15 protein-coding genes and 2 pseudogenes are annotated in these 17,316 nt (G+C 55.7%); 9 read left to right on the top strand and 8 right to left on the bottom strand.

What is annotated here, in order from left to right; all coding sequences use genetic code 11:
- The 8 genes from CW742_RS00525 to CW742_RS00490 all read left to right on the top strand — a co-directional run.
- The coding region (locus CW742_RS00525) for a 4Fe-4S dicluster domain-containing protein (RefSeq protein ID WP_292415465.1) at positions 1–1,422 on the top strand (1,422 nt) is incomplete at its 5' end.
- 2 nt (positions 1,423–1,424) lie between these two features.
- Positions 1,425–1,964, top strand: coding sequence for a CO dehydrogenase/acetyl-CoA synthase complex subunit epsilon (gene cdhB, locus CW742_RS00520; RefSeq protein WP_292415464.1), 540 nt, complete (start codon positions 1,425–1,427; stop codon positions 1,962–1,964).
- A 15-nt stretch (positions 1,965–1,979) separates the two neighbouring features.
- Positions 1,980–3,383, top strand: a complete 1,404-nt coding sequence (cdhC, locus tag CW742_RS00515; RefSeq protein ID WP_292415463.1) for a CO dehydrogenase/CO-methylating acetyl-CoA synthase complex subunit beta — start codon at positions 1,980–1,982, stop codon at positions 3,381–3,383.
- The gene (gene cdhD, locus CW742_RS00510) at positions 3,364–4,620 is read left to right on the top strand and encodes a CO dehydrogenase/acetyl-CoA synthase subunit delta (RefSeq protein ID WP_292415462.1); all 1,257 of its coding nucleotides are present in this window, start codon (positions 3,364–3,366) and stop codon (positions 4,618–4,620) included. The genes cdhC and cdhD overlap by 20 nt, the downstream gene beginning before the upstream one ends.
- Positions 4,617–6,053 (top strand): acetyl-CoA decarbonylase/synthase complex subunit gamma, encoded by a 1,437-nt coding sequence (gene acsC, locus CW742_RS00505; protein WP_292415461.1) that lies wholly within the window; start codon positions 4,617–4,619, stop codon positions 6,051–6,053. Before cdhD ends, acsC begins: the two co-directional genes overlap by 4 nt.
- A gap of 126 nt (positions 6,054–6,179) precedes the next feature.
- Positions 6,180–7,979 (top strand): ASKHA domain-containing protein, encoded by a 1,800-nt coding sequence (locus CW742_RS00500; protein ID WP_292415460.1) that lies wholly within the window; start codon positions 6,180–6,182, stop codon positions 7,977–7,979.
- 75 nt (positions 7,980–8,054) lie between these two features.
- Positions 8,055–8,693: a class I SAM-dependent methyltransferase gene (locus tag CW742_RS00495; protein WP_292415459.1), complete on the top strand. Its 639-nt coding sequence runs from the start codon at positions 8,055–8,057 to the stop codon at positions 8,691–8,693.
- 64 nt (positions 8,694–8,757) lie between these two features.
- Entirely contained in the window at positions 8,758–10,065 is a 1,308-nt protein-coding gene (locus CW742_RS00490) for a PEGA domain-containing protein (RefSeq protein ID WP_292415458.1), read from the top strand.
- Positions 10,066–10,282: 217 nt separating this feature from the next.
- On the opposite strand, the gene CW742_RS00485 is transcribed toward CW742_RS00490, so the two are convergent.
- Positions 10,283–11,137, bottom strand: coding sequence for a PEGA domain-containing protein (locus CW742_RS00485; RefSeq protein WP_292415457.1), 855 nt, complete (start codon positions 11,135–11,137; stop codon positions 10,283–10,285).
- A 199-nt stretch (positions 11,138–11,336) separates the two neighbouring features.
- On the opposite strand from CW742_RS00485, the gene CW742_RS00480 reads away from it, so the two are divergent.
- Positions 11,337–12,005: a VTT domain-containing protein gene (locus CW742_RS00480; protein ID WP_292415456.1), complete on the top strand. Its 669-nt coding sequence runs from the start codon at positions 11,337–11,339 to the stop codon at positions 12,003–12,005.
- A gap of 126 nt (positions 12,006–12,131) precedes the next feature.
- Here CW742_RS00480 and CW742_RS15425 read toward each other — a convergent pair.
- From CW742_RS15425 to CW742_RS00440, 7 genes and pseudogenes are all read right to left on the bottom strand, one after another.
- Positions 12,132–12,632: pseudogene (locus CW742_RS15425) on the bottom strand (YqhA family protein).
- A 52-nt stretch (positions 12,633–12,684) separates the two neighbouring features.
- Positions 12,685–13,764: a GHMP kinase gene (locus CW742_RS00465; RefSeq protein ID WP_292415453.1), complete on the bottom strand. Its 1,080-nt coding sequence runs from the start codon at positions 13,762–13,764 to the stop codon at positions 12,685–12,687.
- A gap of 152 nt (positions 13,765–13,916) precedes the next feature.
- Positions 13,917–14,477, bottom strand: a complete 561-nt coding sequence (locus CW742_RS00460) for a ferredoxin domain-containing protein (protein WP_292415452.1) — start codon at positions 14,475–14,477, stop codon at positions 13,917–13,919.
- A gap of 58 nt (positions 14,478–14,535) precedes the next feature.
- Positions 14,536–14,949 (bottom strand): PaaI family thioesterase, encoded by a 414-nt coding sequence (locus CW742_RS00455; RefSeq protein WP_292415451.1) that lies wholly within the window; start codon positions 14,947–14,949, stop codon positions 14,536–14,538.
- A gap of 23 nt (positions 14,950–14,972) precedes the next feature.
- Positions 14,973–15,677: a glycosyltransferase family 2 protein gene (locus CW742_RS00450; protein ID WP_292415450.1), complete on the bottom strand. Its 705-nt coding sequence runs from the start codon at positions 15,675–15,677 to the stop codon at positions 14,973–14,975.
- 64 nt (positions 15,678–15,741) lie between these two features.
- Positions 15,742–17,085 carry an NAD(P)/FAD-dependent oxidoreductase gene (locus tag CW742_RS00445; RefSeq protein ID WP_292415449.1) on the bottom strand — a complete coding sequence of 448 codons (1,344 nt, stop codon included), beginning with the start codon at positions 17,083–17,085 and terminating at the stop codon, positions 15,742–15,744.
- 38 nt (positions 17,086–17,123) lie between these two features.
- Positions 17,124–17,316, bottom strand: a pseudogene (locus CW742_RS00440) (hypothetical protein); the annotation flags it as partial.

The following is a 17,316-nucleotide window of genomic DNA, read 5'->3' as shown; positions in this document are numbered from 1 at the left end:
GTCGACGAGCAGTGCATCCGGACTGATACACTGACAGAAGCTGAGAAGATCCACACCCCGCTCATCGCTACGAGCGAGAAGAACTGCCTTGGCCTGCCAGACATGACGAACGAATCGGCAGAAGCGATCGTTGCTGCCTTTATCCGCGGGGACATTACCGGGGCACTTATCCTTGATCCGGAGAAGGTCGGGGAGGTCGCATCCCGCGTTGCCATGCTGGTCCACCCAAAGAGAAAGAAGCACGGGAGCATCCCAACAAAACACCAGATAGCCGAGATGGCAAAGAAATGCACCCTCTGCATGCAGTGCCGGCGCGCCTGCCCCAATGACCTGCCGGTGGCACAGGCTGTCAAACTGGCTGCATCGGGAAATTTTTCCGGCCTGGACGAGCTCTATGACGACTGCCTTGGCTGCGGCCGGTGCGAGTCTGCTTGTAAGCAGAAACTCCCTGTCCATACGCTCATTGTTGCCGCAGCGGAAAAGCAGACCCGTGATGAGACCTACTGTCTAAGGACCGGGCGCGGGGCTATCCAGGATATCGAGATCCGGAAGGTAGGCGGGCCTATCGTTCTCGGCGAGATCCCCGGTGTCGTTGCCTTTGTCGGCTGTGCCAATTTCCCGAAAGGCTCGCGGGAGGTGGCCGAGATGGTTGCAGAGTTTGCGAAACGGCGCTATATTGTCTGCACATCCGGGTGCGCTGCAATGTCGGCCGGTATGTACCGCAACGATGAGGGAAAGACCGTGTACGAGCAGTTCTCCGGCGCGTTCGAGGCCGGGGGGGTCGTCAATGTGGGTTCCTGTGTCTCTAACGCCCATATAGCCGGTGCGGCGATCAAGATTGCCAGTATCTTTGCCAAACGCCCCCTGCGGGGAAATTACGAGGAGATTGCCGATTATGTGTACAACCGGGTCGGTGCTGTTGGCGTTGCATGGGGTGCTATGTCCCAGAAGGCCGCATCGATTGCCGCGGGTTTCTGGCGGCTGGGTATCCCGGTCATTGTCGGCCCGCACGGGACAAAATACCGGCGTATGCTGCTTGGCCGGGCTGACCGCGACAGCAACTGGATGGTGCATGATGCCCGGACCGGTGAGAGCGTGTACGGTGGCCCCGTTCCCGAGCACCTCTTCATTGCAGCCGAGACCAAGGAGGAGGCAATGATTATGATCGCAAAGCTCACCATGCGCCCGAACGACACGAGCAAGGGGCGGGCAAACAAGCTGGCCAATTATATCGATCTCCACAAGCGTCACGTTGGCGGTATTCCCGCGGATGTATACCGCCTTGTCCGGACGCCCGCCGACATTCCCCTGACCATGAAGGACGAGGTGGATGCCCACCTCGCTGAGCATGACTGGAAAGAGTCGGCAATCCCGGATCCCACGCTCCTCTCCCGCATGGTGCATTCACGGAAGGTGACCTGACCATGCCAATGACGGATGCCTGGCAGACAGCTGAGATCGCAGGCCCCAAAAAAGCCTCGCTCATCCTCAAGCCGGATATTGCCGATGCCCTGATCAGCCGCGCAAAACGCCCGATCATGATCGTGGGTCATGGCATCGTCGAATATGAGGTTGACGGGAAACCGATGATAGAATGCCTGATTGCCCTTGCACGGAAGGCAGGTATCCCGGTCGTTGTGTCGGCAAGCACCAACCGCGAGTTCCTTTCCCGCGAGTTCGAACCAGCAGCAATCATGTCCGCGGTTGAGATCAGCAGCCGGCTTACCGACCCGGAATGGAAAGGCCTTGACGGGAAAGAGCCGTACGATCTTGCCATCTTTGTCGGCCTCCCGTACTCCATGGAATGGACAATTCTCTCCGGGCTCAAGCATTTTGCGCCGAACGTCAAGACCATGACCTTCGACTGCGTGTACCAGCCCAACGCAAGCTGGTCGTTCCCGAATAGTACTATAAAAGACTGGGCAGCGAACCTGAAGGGTATTGTCGAGAATCTCGGGGACTAGGGCGCGGAGCATACCATGTTTGAGAATATCCCGGTGGAAGTGGGTCTTGTTCATGAAGGGGAGCGTGTCCGGAAGAACGACATGCAGGTGGAACTGGGCGGCCCGCAGGAGCCGGAGAAGTTTGAGATTGTCCGTGTCCGCCCGGCTGGCGATGTCGAAGACGGGAAGATCCTCATCAACGGCCCGGACATCGCGGACATGGCCGAGGGGAAGCATTACCCGCTGGGCATTATCGTGGAGATCGCCGGTGCCCGGCTTGAGCCTGACCTTGAAGGGGTTGTCGAACGCCGGATCCATGAATACTGTAACTATATCGAGGGCTTCATGCACCTCAACCAGCGGTACGACATCTGGATACGGCTCTCGAAGAAAGCCTTTAAGAAAGGTCTAACCTCCCTCCGCTTTATCGGCGAGGTGATGGTCGATCTCTATCGGAAGGAACTGCCCCTCATCGAGAAGATCCAGATCACGTTCATCACGGACCCTGCCCTCATCAAACCCCACTATGAAGAGGCCATGAAGACCTATGAGGCCCGCGATGCCCGCGCCCGGGGACTTTCCGATGACGATGTCGATGTCTTTTATGGCTGCGCACTCTGCCAGTCGTTTGCTCCTACGCATGTCTGTGTCATCACCCCCCAGCGCTATGCCAACTGCGGGGCCATCAGCTGGTTCGACGGGCGCGCCGCAGCCGGGGTCGATCCTAAGGGGCCGATCTATGCGATTGAAAAAGGCTCGTGTATCGATGTGGAGAAGGGAGAATATTATGGCGTGAACGAGAGTGCAAAGCAGCGCTCCATGGGCGAGGTGAGCAGGGTCTACCTCTACTCTGCATTCGGTTACCCCCACACGTCCTGCGGGTGTTTTGAGGGCATCGCATTCTATATCCCGGAAGTTGACGGCTTTGGCATTGTCCTCCGCGGATTCCGGGACGTGACCGTGAACGGTCTTCCTTTCTCCACCATGGCAGATTCAACTGCCGGGGGACGGCAGGTCGATGGTTTCCACGGCATATCCCTTGAGTACATGCGCTCACAAAAGTTCATGGCCGCGGATGGCGGGTATGATCGCGTGGTCTGGATGCCGCAGGAGACAAAGGAACGCTTAAAATCGTTCATCCCGGAGTCCGTGTACGGGGCGATTGCCACCGAACAGGATGCAAAGACACTTGAGGAACTGCGGTCGTTCCTTCAGTCCCATAATCACCCGGTAACGAAGCGGTGGGAAGAGGAGACTCCCGCTGATGAAAGTGGCATGACGCCTGGTCGGCAGGAAGTCAGTATTCTTTCGGGACGCGACATCCCGCTCAACGCCGGAGGGTTCCGGATCATCCTCAAGAACGCGAGAATCACGGCCGAAAAAGTGATTATCCAGCCGATTCGCCCGGGAGGTGAGCGCCATGGCACGCAGAAACAGTGAGAACAGCACTCCCCCGATCGATGCAGCGCAGCTCTTCGCCCTTGCCCCGCAGCTTCGCGAACTCTTAAAGGGTGTCAGCCAGGTTGAGCTAGAGCATTTTTCGATGGAGATCGGCGATCTCGATCTCTTCATCCCCCTGTCCGGAAGCACGCCTGCACCAGCTGCCCCCACAGTACCTCCTGCACCTGTTCAACCCGTCGTAAAACTCACGGACCTGATACGCGAGTCCTATGCAAGGACAAGTTCCGATTTCCCCGGCCGGATTCGCGAAGTGCGCCTGGGTGCAACAAAATCCGAAGGAGGAAGCCGCTGCCGGTCCATTACCATTGGCGGTGCAACAGCCCCGGCCTACTCGGACCCGGCCCGGCCCCCGGTCCATTCTCCGGTCATCTCGCTCGATGTCTTTGATATGCCGGTAACTCTTCCAAGAGTACTCCGGGAAAATGTGACTGATGTCATCGAAGACCCTGCCGAATGGGCGAAGATGAACGTGAAGAAGTTTGGCGCTGATGTGGTGACGGTCCACCTGACCAGCACCGATCCGCTCTTTCGCGATTCACCGGCCTCGGTAGCAGTGAAAACGGTCGAAGATGTGCTCCAGGCAGTCGATGTCCCGCTCATCATCGGCGGGTGCGGCGATCCGAAAAAAGATGCCGAAGTCTTCTCCGCTGTTGCCGAGATGGCGGAAGGCGAACGGCTGCTCATCAACTCGGTGACACTTGACATGGCCGAAGCCGGGACCCTTGAACGGGTTGCCACCGCAGCACGCGACCACGGGCATGCCCTTCTGGCGTTCACCGGCCTTGACCTGAACAATGCAAAGGAGCTCAACCGCCGCCTGTACGAGTACATTCCCGCTGAGCAGATTGTCATGGACCTGACTACGGTTGCTCTCGGTTATGGCCTCGAGTACTCCTTCACCATTCATGAACGGGCGAGATATGCTGCACTCATGGGGGACACTGAACTTGCCCACCCGACCATCTCCGCCGCTACCAATGCCTGGGCTGCCCGCGAAGCATGGATGAAGATGGCACCGGAATATGGTTCCCGCCAGCTCCGCGGGCCGGTCTGGGAGACCGTCAATGCGCTCACGCTGCTTCTTGCCGGCGTGGACCTTTTCCTGATGATGCACCCCGCAGCAGTCCTGACCCTGCGGGAGATAGTCCCGCGACTTCCGGCTGTCGGGACAGCCCATCCCGGGCAGATTGCCGACTGGGTGGGGGTGCGCCTATGACCGCAGCACCACCTAAGAAGAAAAAGAGCATCCGCGAGATCAGCCCGATAGATGTGTACAAGCTGCTCCCCCGGACCAACTGTGCGGAATGCGGCGAGGCAAACTGCATGGCTTATGCCACGCGGCTTGTCAACGGAGAACTCCTCCTTGCTGACTGTCCCCCGGTCCATACGGAGGAATACTCGGGGCAACGGGAGAAACTCGAACTCCTTCTTGCTCCCCCTGTCCGGACGGTTACCATCGGCACCGGTGATTATGCCATGGATGTCGGGGGAAAATACGTGCTGCAGCGCCATGACTTCACGTACCATAACGCGACGCCGATAGCCATTGATGTGAATGACCTGATGCCGGAAGAGGAACTCATTGAGCGTGTCCGCAGAATCGGGGACTTTTCGTACAATTACATTGGCCGGAAGCTGACGCTCAATGCCATTGCCGTCCGCTCGGTCTCAAACGACCCGGAAACGTTCCGGAGTACCGTGAAGACCGTTTCATCGGCCAGCCGGTTCCCGCTCATCCTCTGTGCACTGGACGCACGGGTCATGTCTGCCGGTCTTGAGGCTGTAAAAGGCCGCCGCCCTCTCATCTATGCAGCTACGGAAAGGAACTGGAAGGAGATGGCGGATCTTGCCCTTGCCCACAATGCCCCGCTTGCGGTCTTTGCCCCGAATGACCTTGCACTGCTCCGGTCCCTTGTCGCAACCCTGCTTGCCTGCGGTATTCGCGACCTTGTCCTCGATCCTGGTACCTTCCCTGACGATGGTCTGGGCGATACCATTGCCAATTTCACGGCCATCCGTACCGCTGCTACAAAGCAGTTTGACGATCTCTTCGGCTTCCCGCTCCTCGGTGTCCCGCTCACGGTCTGGGCCGGCAGCGAGCTCTCCGAGGATGTCCTCAAGTGGCGGGAGGCGATCACGGCTTCCATGCTCATCTCGCGTTATTCCGACCTTCTCATCATGCACAGCCTTGACGGCTGGGTGCTCCTTCCACAGCTCATCTGGCGGTTCAACCTCTATACCGATCCCCGGAAACCGGTATCTGTCGAATCCGGTGTCCGGACGTTCGGCCGGCCTGATGCCACATCACCGGTGCTCATCACCACCAACTATGCCCTGACCTATTTCACGGTCGAGTCCGACATCAAATCGGCGAACCTTGACTGCTATCTCATCGTCGCAGACACGGGAGGTCTCAGTGTCGAGAGCGCCGTTGCCGGCCGGAATTTCACTGCCGAGGGAATTGCTCAGGCACTCAAGGAAAACAATGTTGCAGGGTTTGTGAGCCATACCACCCTGATCATCCCGGGACTCGCTGCACGTCTGAGCGGGGAGACCGAGGAAGCAACGGGCTGGAAGATCCTGGTCGGACCCAAGGACTCGTCGGGGATCTCGCAGTTCCTCCGCGATCGCTGGCCCGTGGAACGTTGATCGACATGATCCCGGCCATAAAAAAACCTATGCTCGTTACCGTGATCCATTACCTGTGGGGCAACCCGTTGTCACCCGCCAGCGGTGTCTGATATGACGGGTTCCTGCCAGGTCGTTTTTTTCCCCATGGGAAAAACCGCAACGGTAGTACCGGGCACCACCGTCCTTTCTGCTATCCGGTCTGCGGGCATTCTAGTTGAGAGTATCTGCGGGGGAAAAGGTGAGTGCAACAAGTGCAAAGTCATCCATGTGCGGGGGGACTGCGATGCACATGCCCCGGCAGCACTTCGCGGGCTCACAGAGCAGGAAGTCCAGAAGAACTACTGCCGGGCCTGCCAGACCCATGTTCTTGGAGACTGCGAGTTCATCATCCCTATAGAGAGCCGGACAGATTCCCCGAAGATCCTACAGAATCATCATGAATCTGTCAGCAAGATTGACCCGGCGGTGACAAAACACCGGATCGCCATCACGCATACGGACAGCCATAACCTTGCTCACCGTTCGATCCAGCTCGAAGGTTACCGGGGCCCCCGGCCCCACATGACCCGGGACCAGCTGCAGCGGATTACCACTTCCCACGAAGCCTGTACCATTACCGTCACGCGCTCTGACAGGTTCCCGGAAGTGATTCGTATCGAGAATGGAGATACAACTGCCCGGAATTACGGGCTTGCGATCGATCTCGGTACAACGACAGTTGTCGGCGTTCTCGTTGACCTGAACACCGGCCGGGTCTGTGCCGAGTCATCTGTCCTCAACCAGCAGATCACCCATGGGGAAGAGCTTCTCACCCGCATTGCCCTGGCAAAAAAGGAAGCCGGGCTAAAAAAGCTACAGTCGGCTGCAATTGACAGTATCAACGCAGTTATCCGGCAGCTCACGAAAACGTCCACCATCGATGCCGAAGATATCTGTGATGCCTGTATTGCCGGCAACACTGTCATGGCCTGGCTCCTTCACGGGCGTGATCCATCCCCGCTTGAACTCGTAACTGTCGAGATCCCGCGTGAGCCCCGCATTGTGATGGCCGGGGCGCTGGGCATCGCGATCAATCCCGCTGCACGCGTTTTCTGCCTTCCCGATGTGAGCCGTTTTGTCGGGGGCGATGCCGTGGGAGATGTTATAACGTCCGGCATGAATCGTTCCGGCGAACTCTCGATGGTAATCGATCTCGGGACAAATGGCGAAGTGATCCTGGGCAACGCGGACTGGATGGCTTCGGTCTCGTGCGCTTCCGGGCCGGCGTTCGAAGGAGCCGGTATCTCATCCGGCATGCGGGCCATGAGCGGGGCAATTGACCATGTGATCATTGACCCTGCTTCAGGTATTGTTGCATACACGACAATCGGTGGCGTAAAGCCCCGGGGGATCTGCGGGTCCGGGATCATCGATGCGGCTGCGGCCCTGGTAGCAGCGGGAATCCTTGACTTCACCGGTAGGATCGTTTCCGGAAAACCCGGTGTGCGGGATGGGCCTGATGGTCCGGAGTATGTCCTGGTTGCTGGCGAGAAGACCGCGACCGGGCAGGATATCCTGATTACGAAAAACGACATGGCCTACCTCATCGACTCCAAAGCTGCCGCATGCGGGGCAATAGGAGTGCTGATGAACAAGTACCGTGTCGGCATTGCCGATATCCGCCACGTCTTCCTTGCCGGTGCATTCGGGGCATATGCGGACACAAAGAAGATTGTGGAGTTCGGGATAATTCCTGACTTTGTTCAGGCCACTATCAAAGGGATCGGGAACGGCTCCCTTTCGGGTGCATGTGCAGCGCTCCTCTCGCGAAACGTGAGAGATAAGGCAGCGGACATTGCCCGGAGGATGGTCTATATCGACCTGCTGGTGGATGCCGATTTCATCGAGGAATATGCGGCCGCTGTCTATATCCCGGGCAAACCTGAGTATTTTCCCCGGCACTGACAGCAAGGAACGTCCCGTCATGGCTGGCAGCCCGCAGGAAGCGGTCATTACCCTGACAATGAAGAGGACACAACAATGCCGGTGAACAGAGAATCGCAGCAGGCATCCTGGGAAGCAGACTACCGGAAGAAGGGACGACTGTACGGTGGTTCGCCGAGGAAGCTGCCAGCCTTCTCTTCCGGGACGCGTGTCCTTGATCTTGGTTGCGGGGATGGCAAATCCCTTGTCGCAATGCTGAATTCGGGCTGGCGTGTGACTGCTGCCGATTTCTCTCCTGCTGCGCTCTCTCTTGCCCGAAATGCAGCAGGAAATAGGGCACCAGCGGATCTGGTTGTCGCAGACGCCATCCGGCTCCCCTTCCGGAACAGTTCGTTTGATGCGGTGACAGCCATCCACCTGCTGGGTCATTCTCCTCTTGATGGTCTGCAGCATATCTCCTGGGAGATAGATCGGGTGCTCCGACCGGGTGGAAGCATATACGTGGTGGTCTTTTCTCAGCAGGATTTCCGCTGTGGTAACGGTAAGGAAACCGGACGGGCAACCTATTTCCGGGGAAACGGTATCATGACCCGGTATTTCACGGAACCGGAAGTGACCAGGATCTTTACGGAATATACTCTCCAATCTGTTGAGCATATTGAATGGGCGCTCCGCGTCCGGGGGAGAGAGTATCCCCGTTCCGAGATTGCCTGCCTGTTTTCAAAGCCAGCATGATATCTTCCTTGCGTAGATCATTTTTATGGTATCCGCACCCATCTTCCCTCACAGGAGAATTCCTATGAAGAAGACATCCCTGATTCTGTGCATTATTTCTCTGATCCTGTTAAGCTGCATTCCCGGTGCAACCGGTCTTGGCGGCGATGAAGGATGGATAACGGTTTATTGTAATGTGGATGGTGCTTCCGTTTACTTTGACGGTAAGTATATGGGAGAGATCAGCGGCGGGTCGTACACTGCCGTTGTGTACACGACCGGGGCTCCCTATTCCACGGCAAAAGTAGAGAAGAGCGGGTATACGACTGACACAGCCGCCCTCACCATGCCCGGAAAAGGCCAGACAACGACAGTTTACACAACCTTAAACCCGGTAGTGACCCCGACCCCGGTACGGTACGGCTCCATCTTTGTGAGTTCCCAGCCATCCGGTGCGGAGATCTATTTCAATGGTGACTATCGCGGCCTCTCACCCCTGACAATTGCCGATGTCTGGCCCGGGAGTTATACAATACGGGCAGAGAAATCCGGCTACCAGGATTATTCGACCACGGCCTATGTCTCATCCGGGATACAGACAACCGTCCACTGCCCGCTGACACCTCACGTAACAACCGGTTCGCTGTACGTGATATCCGCGCCCACCGGCTCCAGCATTTTCCTTGATGCCGTATATAAGGGAACCACACCTCTCACGATCAGCAACATCGCTGCCGGTACCCATATCCTGGAAGTCGATCATGCCGGGTATTATGACTGGAAATCGACGGTTGATGTGCCTGCGGGTGGCACCCGGACCATCGATGCCACACTGAACCCGATGCCATCCTCCACAACCGGCTGGATCTATGTTTCTTCGAGTCCCGGTGGGGCATCGGTAACCCTTGACGGGACCATCATGGGCGAGACCCCGGCATCAGGCTCCCTGCACCTGAACAATATCGCTACCGGAACACATGCCGTGGTCCTAAACCGCCCCGGCTACCATCAGTACTCTGCAACGGTCTCGGTGTCATCAAATACTGTGACTGAAGTGAGTGCGCTCCTCCAGCCAACCACAACCCCCACTGGTACCGGTGGCCTCACCGTTACCTCAACCCCGGCTGGTGCGAATGTTTTCCTTGACAATGCTTTTGTCGGGATTTCACCGCTCACCCTGCCGGATGTCACAGCCGGGACCCACACGGTATCTATGAAACTGGACGGGTACCAGGAATATTCGGTCTCGACCCAGGTGAACAGTGGGGCAGTCAGCACGGTTTCGGCGGCCCTGACCCATGTGACACCAACACCAAAGTCATCAATGACCCCTGTCGTTGCCGGGATAGCGATAATTGGCGCAGTCCTGCTCCTCCTCTGCAGGAAGGACTGAACCGCGCTCTTTTTTTTAGTTTTTCGTTATTTTCTCCATGGAAATCCGAGATGTCTGGTATGGGGAACAGGACTTCGGATTCTGCTTTGGCGGATTCTGCTTCAGATTACAAAGATTATTGCATTGTCAGCGAAATCAGCAGAGCATTCTTTCATGGGTTGAAAGCACCGGATCCTTTGGCAGGCCTGCCCATGGATGGAAGAAAGAAGTGGGAGGATTACCGTTTCCTTGCTGCCCAGAGGGCAAGACAAAGGGCAATGGCAACCCCTGCAGCAAGTGCACCGACAGGAGATTGTGTGGGCGTGGGCTCTGCAGGCGCAAGGTATACTGAGAGCCGGATTGTCATCCCGTCATTGAGATTAACTTCTTTTGTTACCGGGGTATACCCCTCTTTTTTAAAGGTGAGCGTGTGTTCTCCTGCCGGAATGCCGGGGAAAACTGCGGGTGTATTACCATAGTTTGTCCCATCGATCCAGACTGTGACTCCTTCAGGCTGAGATGTTACGTTGAGGGTTCCGGTTTGCGCGGCAACGGCCGGGATTACAGGCAGGATTCCGGTTGTTGTTTGAGCGGCTTTCGCAGATGCTGCTTTCACCGGGTCGATAACCGTGTGGGTTATAGAGGGAAGCGATTCAATGTTTGTGAATGTCCGGACATATCCATCGGGGAAGATCAGGGTTGCAGTCTCCGGAGAGAAGTCCGCTGTAATAATACTGCTCACAGCAGAATCCTTGAGGGCGATTTCAGCCTTTCGGAAATCCATGGAACTGGTCTGGTAGTCGGTTCCCTGTGGGTTGTCATAGGTATTTGCGAACTTCTTTAACACAATGGTGGCACGGGACCGGTCCATTGAGACGAGCGTGGGCGGCTCGGAACCGGAGGAAAGCCCCTTTATGAGCTGCTCCTCAAGCATGGACTGGGGGATGGCATTCTCGATCAGCCCTTCAAGAGTGAACCGAAAGACCGCGGTAGCGTCTCCATTTTTTGCAATTGTGATATCCAGGGAATCAGCGGTAAATGCCTGGACTGGCATGATAAGAACAAATGTCATGCAGAGGAGGATAATTGCCATTCTGCCGGGGGAATTGCAATATTGTGTCATGGGTGTATTCCTTTTCAGTAGTGAGCCGGGCGTGTTCTGCGATGAACGAGAACAGTACGGGAAATCCGTTAATGAGATTTTATTGGGTACCCGTTAAGTAGTTTCCCCATCGCTACCCTGTAACAACCACCGACCTTAAGTGGAACCGTGATGCATATCTATTACAGATATGATTGAATCGCTCTTCCATATCCTCCTCACCATTGATCAGCAGCTTCCTGTTGTTGTCAGCGAATACGGGATCTGGACGTATGTTATCCTGTTTGTCATTATTTTCCTTGAAACCGGCCTCATTGTTACGCCGTTTTTACCGGGTGACAGCCTGCTCTTTGTCGGGGGTGCGGCTGCCGCAAGTGGTTTATTGGATCTCTGGACCCTTATTGGAATTATTATTGCCGGTGCGGTGCTTGGTGATACCTTCAACTACTGGATCGGCAACCGCATCGGCCTCGGTTTCTTCTGCGAGCGGTACCCGAACCTTGTCAGGAAAGAGTATATTGACCGGACGAATGGATTTTTCGAGAAATACGGGGGAGCAACCATCTTCGTAGCCCGGTTCGTACCTATGGTGAGGACATTTGCCCCCTGTCTCGCCGGCATAGGGACAATGCAGTACCGCCGTTTCCTCGTCTGGAATGTCCTTGGCGCAATCGCGTGGTCTTTCAGCCTTGTACTGGCAGGATATTACCTTGGCACCTTTTCCATTGTGAAAGAGAACATGAGTCTTCTCATGATCGGTGTCATCCTGCTCTCCCTTGGAACAATCATCTTTATTATCGGTAATCTTGTCGCAGCATACCTGAAGCGGAAGAAGGAATCAGGCAATACCCGTCAGTGAACGCAACGTGCAGATCTCTCACCCTTCTCCTTGCCCTGTTTTTCCTATTGTCATTTATTCACGGAGGGCCGTGAAGGATCCGTACGCATTTTTACTGGCGCCTGGCAGGTGAAAAACGCGATTGGATCAGACTTCCTTTCCGGTGTGCATCAGTTTGAGTGCAAGGGCAAGGCCGAGCATAGAGGCGGAGATGATAAGGGTCTCCCACCGGATCGATCCAGATCCGACTACACCCGCGTATTCGAGAAGGTTTACCGCGAGGATGACCATGATGACCTGCACGAGCGTGGTCTTGAGCTGGCCGATTGTCCCGGTATGCAGCCGCCTTGACAGTTTCATCACTGCCTCGTCTTCACGATTGATAAATTAGGTATAGGCCCCATCCGAGAAGATGAGGACGACAAACTCAAAGAGGAATGCATTGACCGCCTGGATGAGGGCAACGGATGCGGCTGCGTTCTCGCTCATGTGACCCGGCAGAATTATGATACTGTGACCGAAAAAGAAGACCTGGTAGGCTTCATAGGTATGCAATGCACCGGACAAAAACATAAGGATGGAGCCGGCAACGAGTGCGACAATCGCAATGATACAGACATAACGCAGGGCATAGAACCGGGCAAACATTACCCGGACATCCGCTTCGTGCGATAAAAGCCTGATAAAAAGATTCGATAAATTATGGGGACCGGGTGATGATCAGCCCGGTATTGTCAGCCTTAGTGGCAATGGCAATCTTCAGGCCGAGGGGGTCAATGAGTTTCTTCATCGCGATTTTGTCAAGGCCGGTGACAACAGCGATAGACGGCCCGACGGAACTCATGCCAACGAATTCGAGTTTTTTCTCCCGTAAAAGATTCATGTAATGGTAGATGCCGTAGCTGTGGTGCTCGACTTCAGCCCGTTTTGATCCCCGGAATTCGATCTCCCAGATGACTTCCCCGATCTTTTTTAAGTCATCGCGTTCAAGTGCCGGGACAAGGTCCATTAAGAAGAAGTATGCCTTGAGTTCCCGGTCCCGGTAATCGAGTGTCCGTGCCTTGTTCATCAGGAGGTCGAATTCCTGCGTACCGGCCGAGGAGATGTCTGTTGGCGGGATGATGATGTACACGTTCTTCCCTTCGGCAAAGGCGTGGTGGTACACAAGGGAGAGCTCGTCCCCCATCAGTGCCATTCCTCCATGTACGCTTACGGCAGGGCCGACACCGGTCTCAAACCCGAATGCGATATTCCCATCTGCGGTCTCTTCAACATAGTTGTGCCCGATGAGATGCCGGAGCTGGGTTACGGTGAGCGGGGATCCAATGGCTTCATTGAGGGCGGTGGCGACCGCGATCATGACGGTGCTCGTGGAGCCGAGACCCACATGTTTGTGTTCGTGGTCAGTGACTTTTACCGAGAACCCTCCCTTGTATCCGGTTGCCTTCCGGAAGACCTGGATGAAGTTCTCGATGATGGGAGCCCGGTTGTAGTCGATAGTGATTGCCTTCTTCGTGCACCGGACTTCCGCGGTACAGTAACACTGGATTGCAAAACCGATGCCCCCGCCTCCCGGGTGGTTTGGCGCAAAACGGTTCATGTCAAGGACGGTAAGGTGGATCCGGGCAGGCGCCCTGACATGTACCTTCTCCCGTATGGGCCGAAGGGAGAATTTTTTCTTCTCAAGTCCGAGGGTCTTGAGGTTCTTGCCGGGTGCGAAGGTAGCGAACTCGTATTCAACGAGGTCGAGATCGCCCCCTCGTATCTTCATAATCGCCATGGGTATCAGATCCCCTTTGTTACATCCGGCGCATAAGGTTTCGTATTCGCGTGTGGATTGGTGCACGGGTACCAAATACCGGGTTAAATGAGCCTCATTGCACCACTCGCGACGCAATGGGGCATATCCCCTGGCAGAGTATTTCCCGCAGGTCAGCGTGAGGAGGGCCGGTCAAAGAAGATGTTTTTGCCGGTTGCCGAAAGCGGGATCGCGTAGGCAACCGTGCAGTCTTCTGGCACGAGCCCAAGATCACGGGCCGCAACCCCTCCGGAGTACATGATCCGGTTATCGGCATTGTGGATCTGGGCGGTCTTCACTGCAGAGCCGACTGCAATCCCGAGGTCCGCCATGCGGATGACGCAATTAGGACCTTCAAAGAATGGACCATCCTTCTTCTTCGCTTTCCTTGCCTTCTCCAGGGCGGCACAGGTGGCATATCCGCATCCCCCGCAGTTGATGCCGGCGATCGTGTCCCCGCGTGAAGCAATCACGACACAGGCATCGGATGCAGCAATGTTCTTTGCATCGCGGATGAAGAACCCAATGTGCATCTCTTCGCCAATCTTTTCAAGCCTTGTGGAAAGTTTTTTTGTTGCCTTCTTGTCAAGTACGCGGATCTCCAGGGTATCCTCGCCTTTGCCCTTCGGGGCTGTGCGGGCAGCAAGGGCCATCAGGTCGGCAACGGCCAATATTGCATTCTGTTCGGCGGTCATAATGGGATATGAGCTGCCGGAAAGAAAAAAGGATGTGTGTGAAAAACTGATGCAATTGTCAGTTGACCCGGAAAGCGACCCCGGCGAACTCGGCTATAATCCGGTCACCATCATACACGAGCACCCGGCAGGTGTCGCAGGCGCCGTTATCGGAGACGCGTTCTGCAATGGCAACGAGCTGCCCGGTTCCCGGAACAAGGTACTGAATATGGATAGAGACGGCAACGCGGTGGATTCCGGCACAGTTCTCGGCAATTCCGAATGCCTGGTCGGCAAGGGACGCAATCGCCCCGCCATGAACTACCCCGGACGGGTTTGCTTTTCCGGTGCAGTCCATGGTAACCCGCGCGTAACCGTCCCGTGCTTCCTCGATTACTATCCCCAGGAGGCGGGCGAATTCGCTGTCATTGAATTCCCGGATCCTGATTTGGATGGTGTCATTCTCCGGAATGGTGTCAGGATTGGAGATCATTTTCAAAATTATTTTCCCGGCTGTTATCCCTTGTAATCTTTCCGGGTATAGGAGTACTTGTCGGTCTCCCCGCCATCTGCAACGATGTAGACCCATTCGTACAGCGACTGGAGGGTCCCGAACTGCTGGTAACGGCGCATCGAGAACCCGACCTTGAGCCGGCCATCAAATTTCACCTTCCCGAGATCGTTCAACCGCATCGCGATCTCAAGATCGTCGCCCGCGTCAATGCAGCGGTACCCGCCTGCCCTGACAAATGCGTCTTTCCGGAATGCGGTGTTGCACCCCAGTGTATAATAGAACGTCCGGCTGTAATAGCCGATCCGCGAGAAGGTGTTGGCAAGGAAGAGGGAGAACTTGTTCCGGAGCCCCTCTTCAATCGGGTAGACCGGGCCATAGAGTTGAACAAGCCCGGGGTCTGCCGCAAAGTCATCGGCAATCCGCTTGATCCATGCCGGGGGGAGGATGCAGTCGGCATCAGTTGTGGCAATGATGTCCCCTTTGGCCGCCATGACGCCATCGTTCCGGGCGCCTCCGACTTTACGGCTGGTCTGGGTAAAGACCTGGTCTGCGTACTTCTTTGCAATCTCGCAGGTGTTGTCTTTTGAACCGCCGTCAACAACGATGATTTCGTACTCGTTTCTCGGGATTGACTGGTGCGTAAGCGAGACAAGGCACTGGGCAATATTCTCTTCTTCATTGAATGTCGGGATGACAACTGAGATCATCGGGATACAGGACTCCTGCCTAGGTTTTTGGCACAGCGGATAATAAGGGTGATGCCGGAACGGGTCAGCCGGCCCTTTCTTTTCCAAGGAAATCGAAAACAGACCGGATAACGCCGTCCATGTTCAGGTATTCGAACTGGGCAAACCGCCCCACGAGCGGGATCCCGGCGTTTGTGCAATATTCCTTGACAATCGCGATATTTTTCTGGTACGCAAGATCGTAGACAACATACGCGAAAGGCTGGCGTTCAACGGCACTGAAGACAACCCGGTCACGTGTGCAGATCCCCATCTCTTCCAGCATATGTGTCACCTCTTCGATCAGCGCTGCATCGGGTAGCATCGCAACTTCGTCACCCGGCTGGTAGGTTATCTCGGCAAGGATAGAACTGCACCCTTCCGGTGCTGCGTGCCGGCTGAAGTTTGAAGGGAAGGAGAGCCGATTGGTCATCCCGAGTTTCTTATCCGGAATGTACATCCAGGAGATTGGAGGGAGCGGTCCTTTTATTCCAATGGTGATGCATGCGATGGAATTGTACACAAGGGCGTTGCATGCAGCTCTGATATCTGCCGGGATATTGTCGAGGCAGGGAAGCAGGTGCTGGAGAGGGATTGTACAGATTACCTTGTCTGCATGGATGGTTTCGCTGCCATTGCTGATCAGCCATGCAGTATCTGACTTCCTGACAGATGTGATGCAGAATCCGTTGCGGATGCACTTCTCAATGGGTTGCGCAATCGATCGTATGAGTGCCTCGATTCCCCCGTCAAGAGGGTAGGAGAAGACAGCCTGGTGGGTATAACCTTCGGTCTCGATCCCGATGGCCGATTTAATGATGTCCTCAACCGGGGGTCGGGGGATGCGTCCGTCAACCCAGTGGAGAGACATCTTCTCTGTGGGATATTTCCAGATCTTCTCATTATACGGCACCATGTAACATTCTGCTATGCCGGGCCCGAACGTGTGATATATCCATTCGCGGAAGTTGCCGGGTTTTTCTCCCTCTCCTCTTTCAACAGCGATCAGGTTCTGGACAAACCCGTTAATGCAGAGGAACCGGTCTTCCATGGGAAGTTCATAGAGCCCGTTCTCGAACGGGTACTTGACGAACGTTCCCTTGTAGAAGATTTTCGTATTCCGGTTGTTCCGCTGTTCGTTCCCTTCAATCATTCTTCGCATGAACGCGAGCACTTCTGTATCGCGGGAAAATATGATATGGGATCCTCCGATATCGAAGGTGAATCCATCTTTTTTCACGGAACGACAGAGTCCGCCAGGTGCCGGTTCCGCTTCAAGGACAATAACCTCTTCTCCCCGCTCATGCAGGAGCCGGGCAAGAGTCAGGCCGGTCAGGCCCCCGCCAAGTATTGCTGTGGTCACTGCTTCATAGATTGGCCTGCCGGCCATATATTCATAGGGGTGATCACCCGACAGACAGACGATGATTATATCGCCCTGTTGATAGTTGTTGGTGGTGGTGCACACTGACCCTTCGAACATACAAGGCCGGCCGGGCAGTTATTGGTGCAGATGCCGCAATGGTCGGGATCGGTTTCAAGGTTGAAGCACCCTTCGACACACGCGGTTTTGCCGGCCGGGCAGTCCTGCATACAATGGCCATTGATACAGGCCTGGCCC

This window comes from Methanoregula sp. (genome assembly GCF_002835825.1).
Taxonomy (GTDB): Archaea; Halobacteriota; Methanomicrobia; order Methanomicrobiales; family Methanospirillaceae; genus Methanoregula.
Note: the sequence above shows the minus strand (reverse complement) of the source record. Positions and strands in the feature narration are given on the sequence as shown.